General features: G+C 36.8%; 16 protein-coding genes and 1 pseudogene. 10 read left to right on the forward strand and 7 right to left on the reverse strand.

Annotated elements, in window-relative coordinates; all coding sequences use genetic code 11:
* Window positions 1–2 precede the first annotated feature (2 nt).
* Window positions 3–668 (reverse strand): succinate dehydrogenase cytochrome b subunit, encoded by a 666-nt coding sequence (locus LB454_RS12715; protein ID WP_224465054.1) that lies wholly within the window; start codon window positions 666–668, stop codon window positions 3–5.
* Between the two features lie 222 nt (window positions 669–890).
* Here LB454_RS12715 and LB454_RS12720 point away from each other — a divergent pair, with 222 nt between their 5' ends.
* The 4 genes from LB454_RS12720 (at window position 891) to LB454_RS12735 (ending at window position 3,846) form a co-directional block, all read left to right on the forward strand.
* On the forward strand, window positions 891–2,183 hold the full coding sequence (locus tag LB454_RS12720; protein ID WP_224465072.1) for an aminopeptidase P family protein: 1,293 nt from the start codon (window positions 891–893) through the stop codon (window positions 2,181–2,183).
* Window positions 2,184–2,267: 84 nt separating this feature from the next.
* Window positions 2,268–2,561: a type II toxin-antitoxin system HigB family toxin gene (locus tag LB454_RS12725; protein ID WP_224465055.1), complete on the forward strand. Its 294-nt coding sequence runs from the start codon at window positions 2,268–2,270 to the stop codon at window positions 2,559–2,561.
* A 1-nt stretch (window position 2,562) separates the two neighbouring features.
* A complete protein-coding gene (locus LB454_RS12730) occupies window positions 2,563–2,919 on the forward strand; it encodes a helix-turn-helix domain-containing protein (RefSeq protein WP_224465073.1) in 357 nt (118 codons plus the stop codon).
* A 150-nt stretch (window positions 2,920–3,069) separates the two neighbouring features.
* The gene (locus LB454_RS12735; protein WP_224465056.1) at window positions 3,070–3,846 is read left to right on the forward strand and encodes an alpha/beta fold hydrolase; all 777 of its coding nucleotides are present in this window, start codon (window positions 3,070–3,072) and stop codon (window positions 3,844–3,846) included.
* 438 nt (window positions 3,847–4,284) lie between these two features.
* On the opposite strand, the gene LB454_RS12740 is transcribed toward LB454_RS12735, so the two are convergent.
* Both LB454_RS12740 and dgt read right to left on the reverse strand, forming a co-directional pair.
* A complete protein-coding gene (locus tag LB454_RS12740) occupies window positions 4,285–5,067 on the reverse strand; it encodes a hypothetical protein (RefSeq protein ID WP_224465057.1) in 783 nt (260 codons plus the stop codon).
* A gap of 51 nt (window positions 5,068–5,118) precedes the next feature.
* On the reverse strand, window positions 5,119–6,465 hold the full coding sequence (dgt, locus tag LB454_RS12745; RefSeq protein WP_224465058.1) for a dGTP triphosphohydrolase: 1,347 nt from the start codon (window positions 6,463–6,465) through the stop codon (window positions 5,119–5,121).
* Window positions 6,466–7,160: 695 nt separating this feature from the next.
* Here dgt and LB454_RS12750 point away from each other — a divergent pair.
* Window positions 7,161–8,399: pseudogene (locus LB454_RS12750) on the forward strand (erythromycin esterase family protein).
* 50 nt (window positions 8,400–8,449) lie between these two features.
* Here the strand turns inward: LB454_RS12750 and LB454_RS12755 are convergent.
* Window positions 8,450–9,421 (reverse strand): carbohydrate kinase family protein, encoded by a 972-nt coding sequence (locus LB454_RS12755; RefSeq protein WP_224465059.1) that lies wholly within the window; start codon window positions 9,419–9,421, stop codon window positions 8,450–8,452.
* Between the two features lie 161 nt (window positions 9,422–9,582).
* On the opposite strand from LB454_RS12755, the gene LB454_RS12760 reads away from it, so the two are divergent.
* The 3 genes from LB454_RS12760 to LB454_RS12770 are packed head-to-tail and all read left to right on the forward strand — an operon-like array spanning window position 9,583 to window position 13,551.
* The gene (locus tag LB454_RS12760) at window positions 9,583–9,948 is read left to right on the forward strand and encodes a BlaI/MecI/CopY family transcriptional regulator (RefSeq protein ID WP_224465060.1); all 366 of its coding nucleotides are present in this window, start codon (window positions 9,583–9,585) and stop codon (window positions 9,946–9,948) included.
* The gene (locus LB454_RS12765) at window positions 9,948–12,827 is read left to right on the forward strand and encodes a M56 family metallopeptidase (RefSeq protein WP_224465061.1); all 2,880 of its coding nucleotides are present in this window, start codon (window positions 9,948–9,950) and stop codon (window positions 12,825–12,827) included. The genes LB454_RS12760 and LB454_RS12765 overlap by 1 nt, the downstream gene beginning before the upstream one ends.
* 49 nt (window positions 12,828–12,876) lie before the next feature.
* Window positions 12,877–13,551, forward strand: a complete 675-nt coding sequence (locus tag LB454_RS12770; RefSeq protein ID WP_224465062.1) for a hypothetical protein — start codon at window positions 12,877–12,879, stop codon at window positions 13,549–13,551.
* An 85-nt stretch (window positions 13,552–13,636) separates the two neighbouring features.
* Here LB454_RS12770 and LB454_RS12775 read toward each other — a convergent pair whose 3' ends face one another.
* The 3 genes from LB454_RS12775 to LB454_RS12785 all read right to left on the reverse strand — a co-directional run bounded on the left by LB454_RS12775 (window position 13,637) and on the right by LB454_RS12785 (window position 18,021).
* Window positions 13,637–16,084, reverse strand: a complete 2,448-nt coding sequence (locus tag LB454_RS12775) for a ribonucleoside-diphosphate reductase subunit alpha (protein ID WP_224465063.1) — start codon at window positions 16,082–16,084, stop codon at window positions 13,637–13,639.
* Window positions 16,085–16,269: 185 nt separating this feature from the next.
* Window positions 16,270–17,250 carry a ribonucleotide-diphosphate reductase subunit beta gene (locus LB454_RS12780; RefSeq protein WP_224465064.1) on the reverse strand — a complete coding sequence of 327 codons (981 nt, stop codon included), beginning with the start codon at window positions 17,248–17,250 and terminating at the stop codon, window positions 16,270–16,272.
* 201 nt (window positions 17,251–17,451) lie between these two features.
* Complete coding sequence (locus LB454_RS12785; RefSeq protein WP_224465065.1) at window positions 17,452–18,021, reverse strand: DUF3109 family protein; 570 nt, start codon at window positions 18,019–18,021, stop codon at window positions 17,452–17,454.
* A gap of 170 nt (window positions 18,022–18,191) precedes the next feature.
* Between LB454_RS12785 and LB454_RS12790 the strand changes: the two genes are divergently transcribed.
* Both LB454_RS12790 and LB454_RS12795 read left to right on the forward strand, forming a co-directional pair.
* The gene (locus LB454_RS12790; RefSeq protein ID WP_224465066.1) at window positions 18,192–18,764 is read left to right on the forward strand and encodes a MarC family protein; all 573 of its coding nucleotides are present in this window, start codon (window positions 18,192–18,194) and stop codon (window positions 18,762–18,764) included.
* Window positions 18,765–18,770: 6 nt separating this feature from the next.
* Window positions 18,771–18,971, forward strand: a complete 201-nt coding sequence (locus LB454_RS12795) for a hypothetical protein (protein ID WP_224465067.1) — start codon at window positions 18,771–18,773, stop codon at window positions 18,969–18,971.
* Window positions 18,972–19,427 lie beyond the last annotated feature (456 nt).

Here is a 19,427-nt window from a genome sequence, read left to right on the forward strand (position 1 = left end):
GCTTATAAGTTATTAAAGTAGTGAAATATCGCAATAAATACAAAACCCATTGGAATAACAATCGCAAAAGCTTTGGTAAAAGTCTTAATTGCTCCGGAATATTTATTGTTGACCCCCATCGTTTGGAAAGAGGATGCAAAACCGTGTAAAAGGTGTAACATTAAAAATATAAAACATAGTGCGTAAAATCCAGTTCTGAAAGGATCTCCTGCAAATTTTGCAACCGTTTCATCGTAGTATCTATAAGGATCATCTGGATGTGTTTCTACATATTTATGAACCAATTCAGGAATCCAAAAATCATAAAAGTGTAATCCCAAAAACGCTAGTACTACAATCCCTGTCAGGATCATATTTCTGGATACCCAAGGAGAATTTGCAGCACCATTAAATTTGGCATAACCAACTCCTCTTGCTTTTCTATTACGAATGTCGAGGATAAAACCCATTACAAAATGAAATACGACACCAGCAATCAATATAGGTTGCAGGATAGCCTGTACCACAAAGTTAGTTCCCATAAAATGAGAAATCTCATTAAATGTGGAAGGGCTTACGACGGATGTAAAGTTAATTGTAAAATGTTGAGCTAAAAAAAGGACTAAAAAGAGTCCTGAAAGAGCCATAGCAACTTTCCTTGCTATTGATGTTTTGCTTATTCCAGCCATTATTCTGTATTTGATTTTGTGCAAAAATACGCTACATCATGCTCTGAAACAAATGATGTCAGTGTTTTACGCTTAATTTAGAATAATTTTAAAGCCTATTGAATGAAAATAACGAAAACCTTGTCGTAGAATCCCTCTTACTCCAAATTATTTCGACTCTTACACCTTGGTGAAGACTTTTTTGTTTTCCATTTAATACCTTTGAAAAAAATAAAGAAAGCTATGCGTTACGACCCTATCTCTAAAGACTTATTTATACAGAATAGAAAGAATTTTATGAGTCAGATGTTGCCAGGAAGTCTGGCGGTATTCAACTCCAACGATATCTATCCCATTGGTGCAGATAGCACCATTCCGTTTCAACAGGACAGAAATATTTATTACTTAAGTGGTGTGGACCAGGAAGAAAGTATCTTGGTGTTATTTCCAGATGCTCCAGATCCTAAGCATCGCGAAATCTTATTTTTGACCGAAACCAATCCGCACATTGCGGTTTGGGAAGGCGAAAAGCTCAATAAGGAACGAGCTTTGGAAACCTCAGGCATCGAAACGGTGTACTGGCTTCAGGACTTTGAAAAAGTTTTCAATGCTTTGATGGCTCAAAGCCACACTGTTTATATGAATACCAACGAGCACTACCGCGCCGCTCACGCTACCAAAACACGAGAAGACCGATTCAATACATGGCTAAAAGACAATTTTCCTGCGCATCAGGTGGCCAAAAGTAACCCTATTTTACAACGTCTGCGCTCTGTAAAGCATCCGCTGGAATTGGAGGTGATGCAACAGGCTTGTGATATCACCGAAAAAGGCTTCAGAAGAATTTTGAAATTTACTAAGCCGGGTAAATGGGAATACGAGCTGGAAGCGGAATTCATGCACGAATTTCTTATCAATAAATCCCGTGGATTTGCTTACACACCTATTGTTGCTGGAGGAAAAAACGCTACAGTTTTGCATTACATCGAGAATAAGCACCAACTGAAAAAAGGTGACTTAATCTTGCTAGATGTGGGTGCAGAATATGCCAATTACGCCAGTGATATGTCCAGAACAATCCCTGTTTCTGGTAAATACACCGATAGACAAAAGAAAATATACACCGCTGTCAACAAAGTAAAAAATCTGGCGACCGATATGCTGATTCCTGGCACCATCTGGAAAGACTACCATGTGGAGGTTGGCAAATTGATGACTTCAGAATTGCTGGAGTTGAAACTTCTAGACAAAGCCGATGTGCAAAATGAAAATCCAGACTGGCCAGCCTATAAAAAGTATTTTATGCACGGCACCTCTCACAACATTGGATTGGATACTCATGATTACGGTTTGCTACACGAGCCAATGAAAGCTAATCAAGTGTATACGGTTGAACCTGGAATATATTTACCAGAGGAGAATATGGGCATTCGTCTGGAAGACGATGTGGTGATCCAAGAACAAGGCTCTCCCAAAAACCTGATGTCCAATATTCCTATTGAGATCGAAGAGATCGAAGATTTGATGAATAGTTAGTAGTCAAAAGTTGTCCATAATGCTAAAAAAGGAAAGTTATCATATTGGTAACTTTTTAATTATATTTGTGGTAAACAATTTGAGTTGAAAATATTTTCAAGAGGAACTTTACGAGATTTTTGGAATAAACACGCTGATTGTGAACTTCAACTGAAAACCTGGTATCGTGAAACCGAAAAATCGAACTGGAATACGATTAACGAACTTAAATCTGAATACCCAAATGCTAGTATTTTAAAAGATAATCGGATAGTTTTCAACATTAAAGGTAATGATTACCGACTGATTGTAAAATTTAACTTTGAATATCAACTTGCATGGATTCGGTTTATTGGAACTCACGCTGAATACGATAAAATTAACGCAAATGAAATTTAAAATGGACATAAAACCAATAAGAAATGAAGCTGATTACAAAAAAGCACTTGAGCGTTTAGAAGTGATTTTTGATGCGAAAAGAGGAACTGAAGAAGGCGATGAACTCGAAATTTTATCGATTTTAATTGATAAGTATGAATCTGAAAATTTTCCAATCGAAATGCCAGACCCAATTTCTGCAATTAATTTTAGAATGGAACAATTGGGATTGAAACAAAAAGATTTGGTAGAAATGATTGGGTTTAAAAGTCGAGTGAGCGAAATAATGAATAGAAAACGAAAGCTAACGTTAGATATGATTCGCAAATTAAATACCAGTTTAAAAATCCCAACAGAAGTTTTGATTCAAGATTATTGATAAACAATATCGAAAAGCACCATAGGTAACTTAGGTTACTCAGCTATAAATAATTAAGATTTTTCTCAAAGCTCTAAAGCCAATTTTATTTTTTGATATTATTCTTAGCTAGTCAACCGCCTCACCAGTTGACTAGCTTTATTTAGATTCATGACTTTTACCTATAAACAAACCAAAATTCACTTCATCTCATTAGGAGAAGGTGAGCCTGTCATCCTTTTACATGGATTTTTAGAGAATTCTTCGATGTGGACAAGACTGCAGGAGGAGCTTTCTAAAACGCATAAGGTGTATGCCTTGGATTTGCCTGGACACGGCGAGACAGAAGCTATTGGCTACATCCATACCATGGAGGACTATGCTGCGTTGGTTTTAGCCTTTGCAGAGGATCAAAAACTGGAGACCTTTAGTCTTGTAGGTCATTCTATGGGAGGTTATGTGGCTTTAGCTTTAGCTGAATTAGCATCAGATAAAATTAAAAAGCTGATCCTGTTAAACTCCAGTTCGTTAGCCGATTCTGAAGTCAAACAAAAAGAGAGGAACCGCGCGATTGGCATGATCCAAAAATACCCGGAAGCCTTTATCCGTATGGCGGTAAAGCATTTGTTCCTGCCAAAAGATCAAAAACGATTGTCTGCTGAAATTGATACAGCTATACTTGAAGCTAAGAAATGTTCTCAACAAGGCATCATCAACACGCTGAATGGCATGCGAGAACGAAAAGACAGAACGAAAGTTCTTACTAACATCAGTTCTAAAAGTCTTATTATTCTGGGAAAAGAAGACAAGGTCATCGATTTCGAAAAAACAAAAGCCATAGCAGAGGAAGCTGGCATTGAATTAGAAATATTACCTGGCGGCCACATGTCTTATATTGAACACCCAGATTTGCTGCTGAAAACAGTTCAGGAGTTTTTGAGTTCGTGAGTTCTTTAGGTGGTAGGAAGGGGTAAATTTAAAATTCGGTGTTCTGTATTCGATATTCAGTATTAAGTAGTTTTTGAGTCGTTGAGTTGTTGAGGTTTTAGGTGGTAGGGATTAGGTTGTATTAAAAAGTAAGTTTCTTTACATATAAATTTGAAATCTGATACTTTAAATTTAAGGTTGATGAGTGAGTTATTAAGCTGTGAACTCTAATAATACTAAATTTGAAATAACAATTTTGAAATTTGAATTTCTTTATTCAGTATCCGGTATTCAGTAGTTTTTGAGTTCGTGAGTTTTTTAGGAGGTTTTAGAAAATAGGCTTTAGGGAAGTAGGAAATAGTATAAGATTTTAATTCAAAATTTTGTGTTCAGTATTCGATATTCAGTACTCAGTAGTTTTTGAGTTCGTGAGTCTTTTAGGATTTGTTATATGGGGTCTCACATTTTTAAATCCAACTTTTCTTCAATACTTAGTATTTTGAAAACTTGATAAGTAAACTCTGAGAATCTTTTTATAAGTCTTTCAAATTTTTTATAATCCAATTCAACAGAAACTTTCTCCTTGGATATAGGATCTGAATTGAAAAGAAAATAAAAAATTTCATTATGATGTTTCGACTTATTTAATATGTCTGAGCTTAACAAAGATTCATTATGAGTTACAGAGTGCCTTACCTCAGACAAAATAGTCAACATTTCTTTGAATCTGATGTTCAGATTGTTTTCTGAAGAAAAATCTTTGTATGATTGACCGCCTGCTTTCTTAAGCATCTTGAAATGGTTTTCACCGCCAGGCATTTTGTCTCTAGTAATTGGAGTTTTTTGGGTTTTAGGAAGTAATTTAATCAAGTATTCTTTTGCAATATTATCCCTATTAATTTTTTCAAAAAGGCAATTTTTTAAAAACCTCTCAAAAGATTCGAAGGACTGCGCGTAAAGAAGGCAGAGTTGTCTTGAAAAAACTTTTCGAATTTCCGACTCATAATTTTCTTCAGTCGTTTTTTTAAAAATACCAGTATGGAAATTAATTTCCCAGCCATTATCTGTTGGACCTGTCCAATCACTAATCACCAAAGCTGATGCAAAATATATTTTTGCTTGTTCTGAAGTATAAGCCTGTATTTCTTTTTTAAATACTTTATCTAGTTGTCTGCTAACGTGTCGATAATAAAGAAGTCTTTCAAAAAATTGATCTAGATATTTCTTGTATGTATTTTCCATTTTTTAGCATTCTAATATATTCCCCCTTTGGGGGCTAGGGGGCTTTGCTTTTCATAGATCGCTCCCCGTCAATTTTTTATACGTCCGCAGGGCGTTACTATCGGTGAGCGAAGCCACAAACGAGCACACATCAATCAACCAGTCTTCCAGTTGACTTTCAGAAAAATTGAAATCTTTGAGAAAGTTTTTCAGAATCAATTTGTCAAAATTGGAGGCCTTTCCCGCATGGTCATGTTCTACGGCGGTGGTAAAATCATCCAGAATTTTGGTTAGGATTTTATAGCCGGCGATTTCCTTATCCAGCACCTCCTGGCTCTGGTAAATGTTCTTAATACTGATCTTGATAATGTCTTCAATTTGGACCTTATAAGTCGACTTGTCGAGCAAAGCATGATGGTAATCACCGTTTAAAATAGCTTCTTCGTTGTCCATAAAAATAGAAACCGCATCTTCAATCAATGCACCAATCGCTAAAGAACGCAGATAACTTATTCTATTTTTGGTGGTGGATAGCTTGGAATACTTTTCTGTATTGATGCTTTTGTTCACGATTTTAGATAAATATTCCAAGGCATATTCTTCCTGAATCAAACCTAAATTGATGCCGTCTTCAAAATCGATGATGGTGTAGCAAATGTCATCGGCGGCTTCTACCAAAAAAGCGAGCGGATGCCTTTTATATCGAACTTCATTGCCAGTTGTATTCTTTTCGAGACCCAGTTCTTCGGCCACATCTTGAAATTTCTCTTGCTGTTGCTGGAAGAACCCAAATTTCTTGTCGGCGACCTGTTTGGTTGGTTTGTGTGGAAGTGAGGCTTTTGGATATTTGGTAAACGCCCCTAGAGTGGCGTAAGACAACCTCAGGCCGCCTGGAGAGCCGTAATTATCATTGGTGAGGAGTTTAAAGCCGTTGGCATTGCCTTCAAACATGGATAAATCCTGATACACTTCTTTTGAGAGTTCTGCCTGGAAGCGTTTGCCATTCCCAAATTTGAAATAATCGCCAATCGCCCGTTCACCGCTGTGACCAAAAGGGGGATTGCCGATATCGTGAGCCAAAGCTGCCGCCGCCACGATGGCCCCAAAATCATTGAAATGATGACCGTGGGTTCCTTTCAGTTGTGGGTGCTTTTCCAGTACTTTCTTGCCGACCAGTCGTCCTAAAGACCTGCCCACGACGGAAACTTCCAGACTATGGGTTAAGCGCGTGTGTACAAAATCGGTTTTGGACAAAGGAATCACTTGAGTTTTGTCCTGCAAACTCCTAAATTCTGAAGAGAAAATCACGCGATCGTAATCCACTTCAAACCCCAGCCGAGTGTCGTCCTGTTCTTTACGAATGCGTTTGTTTTTATCGCCCTGGCGCTTTAGTGATAAGAGAGATTCCCAAGTTGGCATGCCTTTAGTTTTGTGTCAAATGTAAGGAATTCTATGGCTTTCGAAACTGTTTGTATTTTCTTAAACTTATCTGATTTATTTTACACACGACTTCAAATAAATTAAGTTTACTCACTAACTAACTCCAATTACTTATGAATACAAAATTGACCATACTTCATCTTATTTTTTTCTCCCTAATTTCTTTCACTACGCTTTCCCAAACTACTGATTTGGATAAACTCAATTTGGACTTTGAAATCATGGAAGGCAATAGCGCTAAAGATTGGCCTGAGTTCGAAAGTCCAGGTTATGAAAAGGGTTTAGACACACTTATAGCTTTCAGTGGAAACAATTCGGGATACATAGAATCCAAAAAGGATGCAAAAACCTTTGGGGCTTTATCTTATTACATCCCTGCAGGTTTTATTGGAGATAAGATAAAATTGACTGGCTATATGAAAACTGAGAATGTATCATCAGATGGATATGCCGGGCTATGGTTGAGGGTTGATCCAAGAGTTACCTTTTATAATATGGCAGATAGACAAATAAAAGGGACAAATGACTGGCAAAAATATGAGTTTGAATTAAATTATAGTAGTGGTAATGCTCAAGCTATAGTGTTAGGAGGTCTACTTTCAGGCAGAGGGAAAATTTGGATTGATGATCTTAAAGTTACTATTGACGGAAAAGAACTTCAGGATGTCGATAAGATGATAGAACTGACCCCAGAATTGAAACTTTCAGTGATCAGGCAAATCCAAGACTCTAAAAATGATCTGGATATTTCAAATGAAGAAAAATTACAAGAAAGCCTAACCCCTTTAATCGAATCTCTTGGGGATAAAAAAATCGTGGCGATTGGAGAGGATACTCATGGAACTTCAGAGTATTACAAACTAAGAGAAGCAATTACAAAGCGATTGATTACAGAAAAAGGCTTTAGTGTTGTTGTCTTAGAAAACCCATATGATGACATAGAAGTATTGAATAATCATATCAAGGAAGAAGAAATCTCTAAATTGATGAGGAAACACCTCTTTTCCATTTACCAAACGGAAGAAATGAAATCATTTTTAGACTGGTACAAAATCGACAGCATCCGTTCTAATGTAGCATTTAAAGGAATGGATGATTCTTTTTGGGTTTCGCATGAATTATTAAAAGATAAACTTTCTGAAATTCAAGATAACGAGATTTTGCAACTTATTGAGAGACTCAATGATGCAGCTACTTTTTCTGTGAGAAAATACAACAGAAAATATAAAAAGTCAGGCAAAAAGGCTAGAAATGAAAACGAATTAGGCGCTTTCACCTATCAGATAGCAATCGATTTAAATGACACTCTAGAGTCTAAAGGCTTATTAACCAAACAGCTTGAAGAATATTTGTTTAACATTAAAAACACCTATATCAACTACTTCAATCTGGCGAATAAAAAGCCCATCCAAAGCCGTGATGAAATTATGGCTGAGCGAATTGCTTATTTGGCTAAAGATCCAGATTCAAAATTGATTGTCTAGGCGCATAGTGCTCATATTTCTAACACCGTGGTTATGGATGGAGAGATAGGTTTTATGGGTCAAAAACTTAAAGAAGAATTTGGAGATGATTATCATGCTATCGGTTTGAGTTCCCTAAAAGGGAGCTATTCCCACATAAAAAATAGATTTATTAATGATGACCATTCTTATGATGATAAACTTAAAATAAGCAGTTTAAATTTTCAGCCAAAAAATTCCTGGGAGTCTATCTTGAATGAAGTAAATGATGGTAATGCATACTATTTCGAAACACAGGATTTTGAGGATAAAGACATATATACCCATCTAAAATTATTGGGTTATAGTCAAGAAACTGAAGAGGACTATTATAAATTGTCTCCATTAAAAATGTTTGACAGTCTCTTTTTCTTGGAGACTACCAATGCTACAATACCTTTGGATGATTAGAATTGAAATATTAAGGATTCAATATTTTACTCAGAAACTTGAGTTGTACCCTACTCAGAATAAAATTTCTTCTGAATTTGCTCCGTTTGCTTCTGATTTTTAAACACCTCATAAGTCTTACCCTGAGTACGTAATCCACCGAGGATGTTGGCAAACTCAGCTGCTTTTTTCAGGCTGTTGTGATAGACCAGGCCATAAGCCAGTCCGCCGGCAAATGAATCGCCACAGCCAGTGGTATCGATAACTTCCTGTACATCTATAGACTTTGTAAAGTGCTTTTGCGTTGTTCCATGTTCTCTGTGGTAGCCTACACAGCCATGTGCATCCAAAGTGACAAATAAAGACTGCGTTCCCTGGTTGAGCACATGTTCTGCAAACTCATCGAGGTGGTCGGTTTTGGAATCGTCGTAAGAAGTCATGTCTTCCAGTTGATATTCATTTTGAAACCAACAGCATTGCGACTCTTCAAGATTCATTTTAAGCACATCGATATAAGGCAACCATTCGTCGCGTTCGGCCCAGAATCGACGTAAACGATCACCGTTAATTGTAAGACAAGTGGTAGCGCCATGCGCATCAAAAATGATTTTAGCTTTTGAATTGGCTTTGATGTACTTAAGCGTATCCAGAGAAATTTCAAAATCAGTAATCGGCACCATCACAAAGGCGTCCACATCCAAAAAACCTTCAACATCTTTAGGCAAAATGGGATTCATAAAGGCGGTTTGCTTCTCTAAACGGTTATTTTGATCTATAAATTCTAAAGCGATGACTGTGCCCATATCTTTGGAATCATCGACACCTCGCATATCGATAGCTGGAAATTTAGAAAAAAGCTCAGCAATAGGGGTCATGTCCTTTTTATGTACGTGGGCAATCGGGAAAACACTTCCAGAGTCCTGCATCAATTTTGCCAATGCAATACAGGGATGCGTGATGCAACCGTATTTTTGAATACGTTCTTTATGATGGGTGATGATCGTATCTCTAGGAATTGGACCTACGACAGCAATTTTTTTCATGACCAGGCTTTTTTGAAAGAATCATATAATATGTCCAGTAAATTAAGAATTTTGTTTGAAATGGTTTATTAAATTCAAAAAAAGATAAACTATTAAAAACTGGATTTATAGTTATATAACTGGAAATTTAGTTTACATTAGCTTAATATTCAGAAATTCAAATGAAACATTCAGAAAAATTAACGGCCAAAGAAGAAGAAGTTATGGCTGTATTGTGGAAGCTGAAAAAAGCTTTCGTCAAAGAAATTCAACAAAAACTGGAAGGAGAGCAGCACTATAATACAGTTTCCACCTTGGTGAGGTTACTTGAAGACAAAGGCTTTGTTGCCCATCAAGCTTTTGGTAAAAGCCATCAGTACTTTCCTGTAGTGGATAAAAAAGCCTATAGCGAAAAAGTTATGGAACAAACCTCTACCCGATTTTTTGACGGATCCTATAAGAATATGGTTTCCTTTTTTGCTCAGCAGGATAAAATTTCAGAACAGGAACTGGAAGAAATTCTGGAACTCATTAAAAACAAAAGCTGATGGACTTACTGATCTATCTCGCCAAAGCTTCTTTGCTTTTGACACTATTTTGGGTGGTGTATAAAGTTTTTCTGGAAGCTGAAACGTATCATAGGTTTAAAAGAATCTATCTCCATGTGGGTTACCTGTTAAGTTTGATGTTGCCACTCTTTACATATACCAAAATTGAAGAAATTACGTTCAGTCCAGTTTCTTATCTGGCGCCAAGTTCTTCGGAATTTGTTCCTACTGAAATTACACCAAGCACCTTTGAACTAGTTTGGTCATTTATTACTGAAAATGCAGTGATTGAACTTATATACATCAGTATTTCATTGCTATTCCTTGTTCATTTACTGGTGAAATTCTTTAGGTTACTCAAATTTCTGAAAGCTTCTAAAGCCTTTAAAACTGATGGAATTTTTCACATTGAACAACCGATTTCTGAAGGTGCTTTCTCATTTTTGAATTACATCGTCTACGATCCCAAACTGTATTCTGAAGCTGAATTGAAGATCATTCTGGCTCACGAGAAAGCCCATGTGGCACACAAACACAGTTTGGATATACTTTTTGCTCACCTTTATAAATGTGCGTTTTGGTTCAATCCATTTGCCTGGTTGTACCAAAAAAGTTTAGTGCTCAACCTTGAGTACGAAGCCGATGCTAAAGTGGTCGCTAAAACCACCAAAAGAGACTACCAGCTCATCTTATACAGCATCACTCAACAGCAATTTAAATCGCAGTTGCAACATTCATTTCACCAATCTCCTATCAAAAAACGAATCGCTATGCTCAACAAAAACAAACACAATCGATCTTTTTGGAAACTATTTATAGTCTCTCCTATGTTAGTGGTGTTCTTTCTTCTTTTCCAAGTGGAAACCAAAGCGCAGATCAAAGAAGCTGTGACAACAACCGTAGCCAAAGTCAATAGAATCGAAATTACTTTTGATGAAAACACGACTAAAGAAGACCTAGATTCTACGGTTGAATTTTTAAAAGAAGACTTCAATATTGATATGAGCTATTCCAACTTAGAATTTGACACTAACGGCCAACTCAAATCTATTGCCCTGGAAGTTGATTCTAATGATGGATTTAATGGTTCGGTAACATCGCCTGACGTGGCGAGACTACCAGTTTATTTTTACAGAGATTACACCGAAGGAGTGGAATCACCATTTGGAGTGGGTATTAAACCAGAATCTGATACAACTTCTAAGCCTGATTACAACACCATCAAAGATGCCGAAAACTTCATCATCAACGGTAACCAGATCGATAAAGAAGAGCTAGCTAAAACTTACATCCCCGTCGAAACGTATAGTTATGATAAGAAGTCCAAAACCTTGTCTATAACCACAAGACCAGAATTTTCAAATCCTTATTTTTCCAAAATTTCTGCTATCACTGAAGAGCTTGTTGATAAGTTTGGAAAAAACATCACAGAGAAGATGACTTTTATTAATGTATCATCAGATTATGAACCTATTTTAATAACACTAGATAAGTTTAAAATTTCAGAAAATAAAGAAATTCCTCTTGAAGATAATGAGGCAAAAGAAAAACCTGAAGATTCAAAAAGAGATTATAAGAATGCTGAAAACTTTGTCATTAATGGTAAGAAGATCAACAAAGAAAAGCTTGTTGAAAACTATATTCCTGTAGAGGACTATAGCTACGATGCTAACTCTAAAACCCTATCAATCAAGAATTCATCAGCATTTTCAGAGCCTTATTATTCACAATTTTTGGATTTGATGAAAGACCTTAAAATCAAAAATGATGATTATTTTTTAAAGGCATTAACCTATTTTAAACTGACTCCAGACTATAAAGTGGTTACTATGCAAGTCACTGATTTTAAAACTTCTGAAACGCAGAGTGATGCTTTAATTGATAAAGACATCTCCCTTTCGAATGGAGCGGGAAAAACAGAAAGGAAATTCTTAGATTTCAACAGCAAATACCAAAATCAGGATATGGTGATGTTTGTGGATGGGGTTAAGGTTGAAAAAGGTAAAACCGCCAATATTGATACAGACCAGATAGAATCTGTAGAAATCCTCAAATCTCCAGAAGAGCTTAAAGCCGAAGGCTATAACTCAAATTTTGTTAAAGGGGTTATTAAAATCACCACCAAAAAAGGTAACGCCTCAAACGCATCAAAAAATAAAGATTCTAAGAAAGTGAATAGACTCGCTTTAAATAATTCTGATAACGCTATCTACTTAGTAGACGGAAAAGAAACCGATAAAGATCAACTGAATCAGATTAAGCCTGAAGAAATTAAGTCTATAGATGTTGTAAAGTCTGCTAAAGACATTAAAACTGCGGGTTACGATCCAAAAAAGGTGGATGGGCTGATAAAAATCAAAACAAAGAAAGACAACGACATCAATGCTTCTCAATATGCAAATTCAGATGAGCTTTACAAGTCAGCTTTAGGTCGAAATGACAACACTATAATTTATAAAGTAGACGGAGAAGTAGTTAACTACAAAAAGTTCGCCGGATTAGATCCAGAGCAAATTCAATCTATGGTGGTTGTAAAATCACCTTACGGTCTTAAAGAGGCGGGTTATGACCCAAAAAAGGTTGATGGCATAATTATAATAAGTACAAAGAAAAAAGACACAAATGCCAAAGCGCTTTATGAAAAGCATGTATCAGATTTAAATTTGAATGGTACTCTGATTTATTTAGTAGATGGCGAGGAAGTCAGTCAAGATGAGTTTAAAAAGATCAAACCAAACCAGATAGAATCTTTAGATGTATTAAAGAATGCTTCAGGAATTAAAGACTTTGGTTATGACCCAAATAAAATAGACGGTCTAATGAATCTTAAAACCAAAAGCAAAAACTCAAAGGCAACAGGTAAGATCAAAATCAAATAAGTTTCATTCATTTCACTAACTGAATCCTTAATCTTAAAATCAAATCATTATGTTGAGTTTAAATAAAAACTTCACATTCCTTTGGAAAACCTTTATCATTTCACCTTTAGTTATTGTAACTTTTCTACTTTCTCAAGTGGAGGCCAAAGCACAAGTAAAGGAATCTAATACAACTACTGAAGCTTCCAATTTTGAAAAAGAACTCGAAGGCATTAATGATGCTGAAAGCATTATCATTAATGGGAAGAAGGTAGCTAAAAATGAACTTGTCGAGAATTATATTTTAGTAGGCGACTTTCAATACGACGAGCAGTCAAAGACGCTTTCTATTTCGACACCAACTGAATTTCCTGAACTTTACTATTCCGATTTATCAAAATTTCCAGAGGAACTTAAAAAACGGGATGATGATAATTTTTTAAAAGGTTTTACCTATTTCCAATTGACATCTGATCATAAGATTTTCGCTGTAAAACTAAATGACCACCAATTCTCAGACAGTCCAGAGAATGCCACTAAAATAGAAAAAAACACTGCAAAGCTAGATGATCAAAACACTGTTTATTTGGTCGATGGAAAAGAAATTAATAAAGATCAATTGAACACCATCAAACCTGAACAGATAGCCTCGATGAATGTCAAAAAATCAGTAGCACTGATCAAAGAAAAAGGCTACGATTCTGATCAAGTCAAAGGGCTTGTTGAGATTACTACCAAAGAGTAAAGAGTAAATTGAAAACTTCAACCCAACAAAAACCCCCAGCAAATTTTAATTTACTGGGGGTTTTGAAATTAACTATAATTCTGGGTTAAGAACCACACATGAGGCAGTCATCGCCTTCAGATTCTTTGGACTGTTTGATCAGCGCTTTTAGTTCCTCTGGACTTAAAGATGAATCATCAGAGACCTTTACCTGCTGGCTTTGGGCTTCCTGATAAGTCTTAGCGGCCTGTTCTGCCACCTGACTTGGTTGCTCTTTTTCTTTCTTTTCGCTTTTTAATGTAAATTTAATCGCATCGACAGCAGATTTGGTTCTCAAGTAATACATACCTGTTTTTAAGCCGCTTTTCCAGGCATAAAAGTGCATGGAGGTCAGCTTAGCAAATGTTGCACCTTCCATAAATAAGTTTAAGGACTGCGACTGATCTATAAAGTAACCTCTTTGTCTGGACATGTCGATGATGTCTTTCATGGATAATTCCCAAACGGTTTTGTAAAGCTCCTTGATGTCATCTGGAATAATATCAATGCCTTGTACAGATCCGTTGGCTCTCATGATGGCATCTTTCACATCATCATTCCATAATCCAAGGGCGACAAGATCTTTTAGTAAGTGCTTGTTCACGACAATGAACTCTCCAGAAAGGACACGTCTGGTGTAAATGTTGGAGGTGTAAGGCTCAAAGGCTTCGTTGTTTCCGAGGATTTGAGAGGTAGAAGCGGTTGGCATTGGCGCCATCAGCAAGGAGTTACGCACACCGTGCTTCATCACTTTATCTCTCAACTTGCTCCAGTCCCAACGACCGCTGAGGTCTTTGTCTTTCAATCCCCATAGGTTGTACTGAAATTCTCCTTTACTGATAGGTGAACCCTCGTAAGAAGAATACGGACCTTCTACTTTCGCCATTTCCATGGACGATTCAACCGCTGCAAAGTATAAAGTTTCAAAAATCTCTTGATTCAATTTTTTAGCTTCATCAGACGTAAACGGCATTCTCAACATGATAAAGGCATCTGCCAAGCCTTGGATACCAAGTCCAACTGGTCTATGACGCATGTTGGAATTTTCAGCCTCTTTCACAGGATAGTAATTTCTATCAATAACCTTGTTGAGATTTCTGATGACCTGCTTGGTGATTTTATAAAGCTCTTTATGATCAAATTCACCGTTTTTAACGAACATTGGTAGAGCAATAGACGCCAAATTACAAACGGCAACTTCATCTGGACTGGTGTACTCCATGATTTCAGTACACAAGTTGGAAGAGCGAATGGTTCCCAAGTTCTTTTGATTCGATTTGCGGTTAGCTGAATCTTTATACAACATATAAGGCGTTCCTGTTTCAATTTGAGATTCCAGGATTTTCTCCCAAAGCTCTCTTGCCTTGATGGTTTTACGGCCTTTGTTTTCGCTTTCGTATTTTAGATATAATTCGTCAAATTCTTCACCGTGAATGTTGTAAAGACCAGGGCATTCGTTTGGACACATTAGCGTCCAGGTAGAATTTTCTTCTACACGCTTCATGAAAAGATCTGGAATCCACATGGCGTAGAATAAGTCACGTGCTCTCATTTCTTCAGCCCCGTGATTTTTCTTTAGATCCAGGAAGCTAAAGATATCTGCATGCCAGGGTTCTACGTACATGGCAAAAGATCCTTTTCGTTTTCCTCCGCCCTGGTCTACGTATCTGGCTGTGTCGTTAAACACCTTCAGCATAGGAATAATTCCGTTGGAAGTTCCATTAGTCCCAGCAATATAAGAGCCAGTTGCTCTAATGTTGTGGATAGACAAGCCAATACCACCAGCTGACTGTGAAATCTTAGCCGTTTGCTTCAACGTGTCGTAAATACCATCAATACTATCGTCCTTCATGGTCAATAAGAAACACGATGACATTTGTGGTTTTGGTGTTCCAGAATTGAATAAAGTAGGTGTAGCGTGAGTAAAGTATTTTTTGGACATTAACTCATAAGTCTCCATGGCAGACTCCAGGTCTTCACCGTGAATACCAATCGATACACGCATCAACATATGCTGAGGACGCTCCGCTATTTTGCCATTAAGCTTTAATAAGTAAGAACGCTCCAAAGTTTTAAAACCGAAATAATCATAGTTGAAATCCCGACTATAGATAATTCTGGAGTCGATTTCATCCTTATGCTCATTGATGATTTTGTAAACATCATCTGAAATAAGCGGTGACTTTTTATTATTTCGCGGATTTACGTAATTGTAAAGATCCGTCATCACTTCACTAAAGGTCTTCTTGGTGTTTTTATGGAGATTGGACACCGAAATTCTCGCCGCCAGATGAGCATAGTCGGGATGGCTCACCGTCATGGTAGCTGCGATTTCTGCCGCTAAATTATCGAGTTCACTGGTGGTCACGCCATCATAAAGCCCTTCTATCACACGCATGGCTACTTTAGGAGGTTCCACAAGCGGGTTAAGTCCGTAGCAAAGTTTTCTGATTCGTGCTGTAATTTTGTCGAACATTACAGGCTCTTTTTGACCGTTTCTTTTGATGACGTGCATAATCCTTAAATTTTATTCTGTGTTAATGTATTTCTGTTGTTTTCTGTTGCTACTATAGCTACTATAGTGACGACAGTATCGCTTCTGTTGTAGCTGTTGTCTCTACAGCTTCTGTTGTTCCTATTGTTCCTGTAGCGACTATAGTTCCCATAGTAACAATAGTGACCATAGCATACATAGTTGTTCTAGAAATCCGCGTCGAAGCTAATTTTGCTGTCTTCCTCTTTGTTTTTGTTCATGACACCTGCTTTTTGGTATTCGCCAACACGCTTCTCGAAGAAGTTGGTTTTTCCCTGAAGTGAAATCATATCCATAAAGTCGAATGGATTGGCTGTGCCATATTCTTTCTCGCAACCCAATTCATAAAGAAGTCTGTCGGTGACAAACTCAAGGTACTGCGTCATTAGGTTAGCGTTCATCCCAATCAAACTTACAGGAAGTGATTCGGTAACAAATTCACGCTCGATAGTTAAGGCATCAATGATGATTTCTTTGATACGCTCTTTGGGTACTTTGTTAATCAAATGTTCATTGTGCAAGTGCACAGCAAAATCACAGTGAACGCCCTCATCTCTGGAGATCAACTCGTTGGAGAAAGTAAGTCCTGGCATCAGGCCTCTTTTCTTTAGCCAGAAGATAGAACAGAACGCCCCAGAAAAGAAGATGCCTTCTACAGCTGCAAAAGCGATAAGCCTTTCAGCAAAAGAATCGGATTCTATCCATTTCAAAGCCCAGTCAGCTTTTTTCTTGATGGCTGGAAAGTTCTCAATAGCTTTAAACAATTGATCTTTTTCTTTGTCGTCATCAACGTATGTGTCAATCAACAAAGAGTAAGTTTCAGAATGGATGTTTTCCATCATGATTTGGAAGCCATAGAAAAATTTGGCTTCGGTATATTGTACTTCATTCACGAAGTTTTCAGCTAGATTTTCATTGACGATTCCATCGGAAGCAGCAAAGAAAGCTAGTATGTGTTTTATAAAATACTGTTCGTCCTCACTCAATTTGTTTTTCCAATCGGAAAGGTCCTGGTGTAAGTCAATTTCTTCTGCAGTCCAGAAACTCGCTTCACATTTTTTATACCACTCCCAGATATCGTGGTGTTTGATAGGGAAGAGTACAAATCTATTTTCATTTTCTTCTAGAATGGGTTCCATCTGAGCCATAGGTTTATGATTTTGAGAGGATTAGTATTTGAAATTGTTCTAAACAAATATGAAAATAAATACCTGAAATTCCCTTTGAAACCTCTGAAAGTTATCCACAAAGTTTTCCACAATTGCTCCAAGCGCCTACCAAATAAGACCTTGAAGTATCAATTATTTTGAATTTTATGAATTGTTGAATTTCTGAAATTATCAGAACTGCTACGAATTGATTTCGTTTGCTCGCTGTTCCAATTCTGAATACCAGGTGTCACCAAATTTTCGAATCAGCGCATTTTTAGTGAATTTGTAAACTGGCATTTCCAGACTTTTTCCAAGATCACAAGCATCGCTGCAAATGCTCCATTTGTCGTAATTGACAGCTTGAAGTTCAGATAATTTTTGAATTCGAATCGGGTAGAGTTCGCAAGAGACCGGTTTTTTAAAATCGATGTCTCCAGCCCGGTAAGCTGACTCAATGCCACAAAGGGCTGTACCGTTTTCAGTGAAATTGACGTAAGCACATTCCTTGCCATCCACAAGCGGCGTTTCTGGCTCATCAAAATCCGACATAATATGTGTTCCCTGCTCTTCAATAGCTTGGATGCCTTCTTTGCGTAAGTAGGGTTTTACTTTAGGGTAAATTTCCTTTAAAATACTCAATTCTTCCTCATCCAAAGGTGCACCAGCATCACCAGCCACACAACATTCGCCTTTACAAGCCGAAAGGTTGCAGGCAAATTCAGTGTCTATAATAGATTCAGAAATAAGGGTTTTTCCAATTTTAATCATGGCTGCAAAGCTAACTAAATATTGGTTGACTTAGGAACATCGAAAAGTCAATTTAGCCCTTATCAATGACAAAAATTAATTTAACAATAATTTGATATGATTTGATTTTAAGCCAATTGTAAATCCAATAAGCAGAATTACTTTTGCAAAAAATTTCAGAATAAGTAGTTATGTTCGATTTCAAACAAATTTTCACAGCAGGTATGATTCTTTTTGCAGTGATAGACATTGTAGGCAGTATTCCTATCATCGTAGACCTGAGAAAAAAGGTGGGTCATATTCAGAGTGAAAAAGCCTCTATCGTCGCCTGTATTTTAATGATTGTTTTTCTTTTTGTAGGAGAAACCATCCTTAACCTTATTGGTATAGACGTCAATTCTTTTGCAGTAGCGGGTGCCTTCATTATTTTCTTCCTGGCCATAGAAATGATTTTGGGCGTACAACTTTACAAAGACGATGCACCAGAAACGGCAGCCATTGTTCCACTAGCTTTTCCACTCATTGCAGGAGCTGGAACTATGACTTCTATTTTGTCTTTAAAATCTGAGTTTGAAACCCCCAACATAATTGTAGCTATAATTTTGAATGTCATAGTTGTTTATGCTGTCTTAAAGTCATCCAAAAAAATTGAAAAACTTTTTGGAAAACAGGGAATTTCTGTGATAAGGAAGATATTTGGTGTAATTTTGCTAGCCATTGCAGTTAAATTATTTACAGCAAATATTCAGAGTTTATTCAATTAAAAAATTATGAAGTATTTTATTTATTTCCTGATGCTTTCGGCAGTTGGACTTATGATATTCAGCGGGACTTTAGTTAATCCCGATGATTTGGTAGGAGATAAAAAGAGTTTTACAGGCGTTTTAGGAATATTGGTTTGTTTATGCATTATCGTTCTGCTTTTTATATTACAATTATCCAGAAAGCTTAAGGAAAAGTACGAAGAGTAAAAACTAAATTCCTCTCGCCAGCAAAAAAGATCCATCACTCTAAAAATCAGAACTCAAGATCGTAATGAACCAGCATTACTTTCTTAAATCAGTTGTTTGTTTCTACTGAATTTGATATTGCAAAATTAATAGCTCTACGATATTTAGCCTCAACTATCTCGTTCATTTCATCCATCGTCCAAAGTGTAAAGTTTAAACTGAAGTCAGCGTGGAAAATATTTCAAATTTCTGATTTCAAATCTGATATTTTAAATTTACTACCCATTACCCACTCACAAACTCAATGACTCACTAACTAATTGTTCATTTCAAATTTGCGAGTCTATTCCGAAAAATTTAATTTTTGACCAGTTGACCAGTTGACCAGTTGACCAGTTGACCAGTTGACCAGTTGACCAGTTGACCAGTTGACCAGTTGACCAGTTGACCAGTTGACCAGTTGACCAGTTGACCAGT

Origin of the sequence: Psychroflexus montanilacus, assembly GCF_020164535.1 — a bacterium.
GTDB classification, from domain to species: Bacteria; Bacteroidota; Bacteroidia; order Flavobacteriales; family Flavobacteriaceae; genus Psychroflexus; species Psychroflexus montanilacus.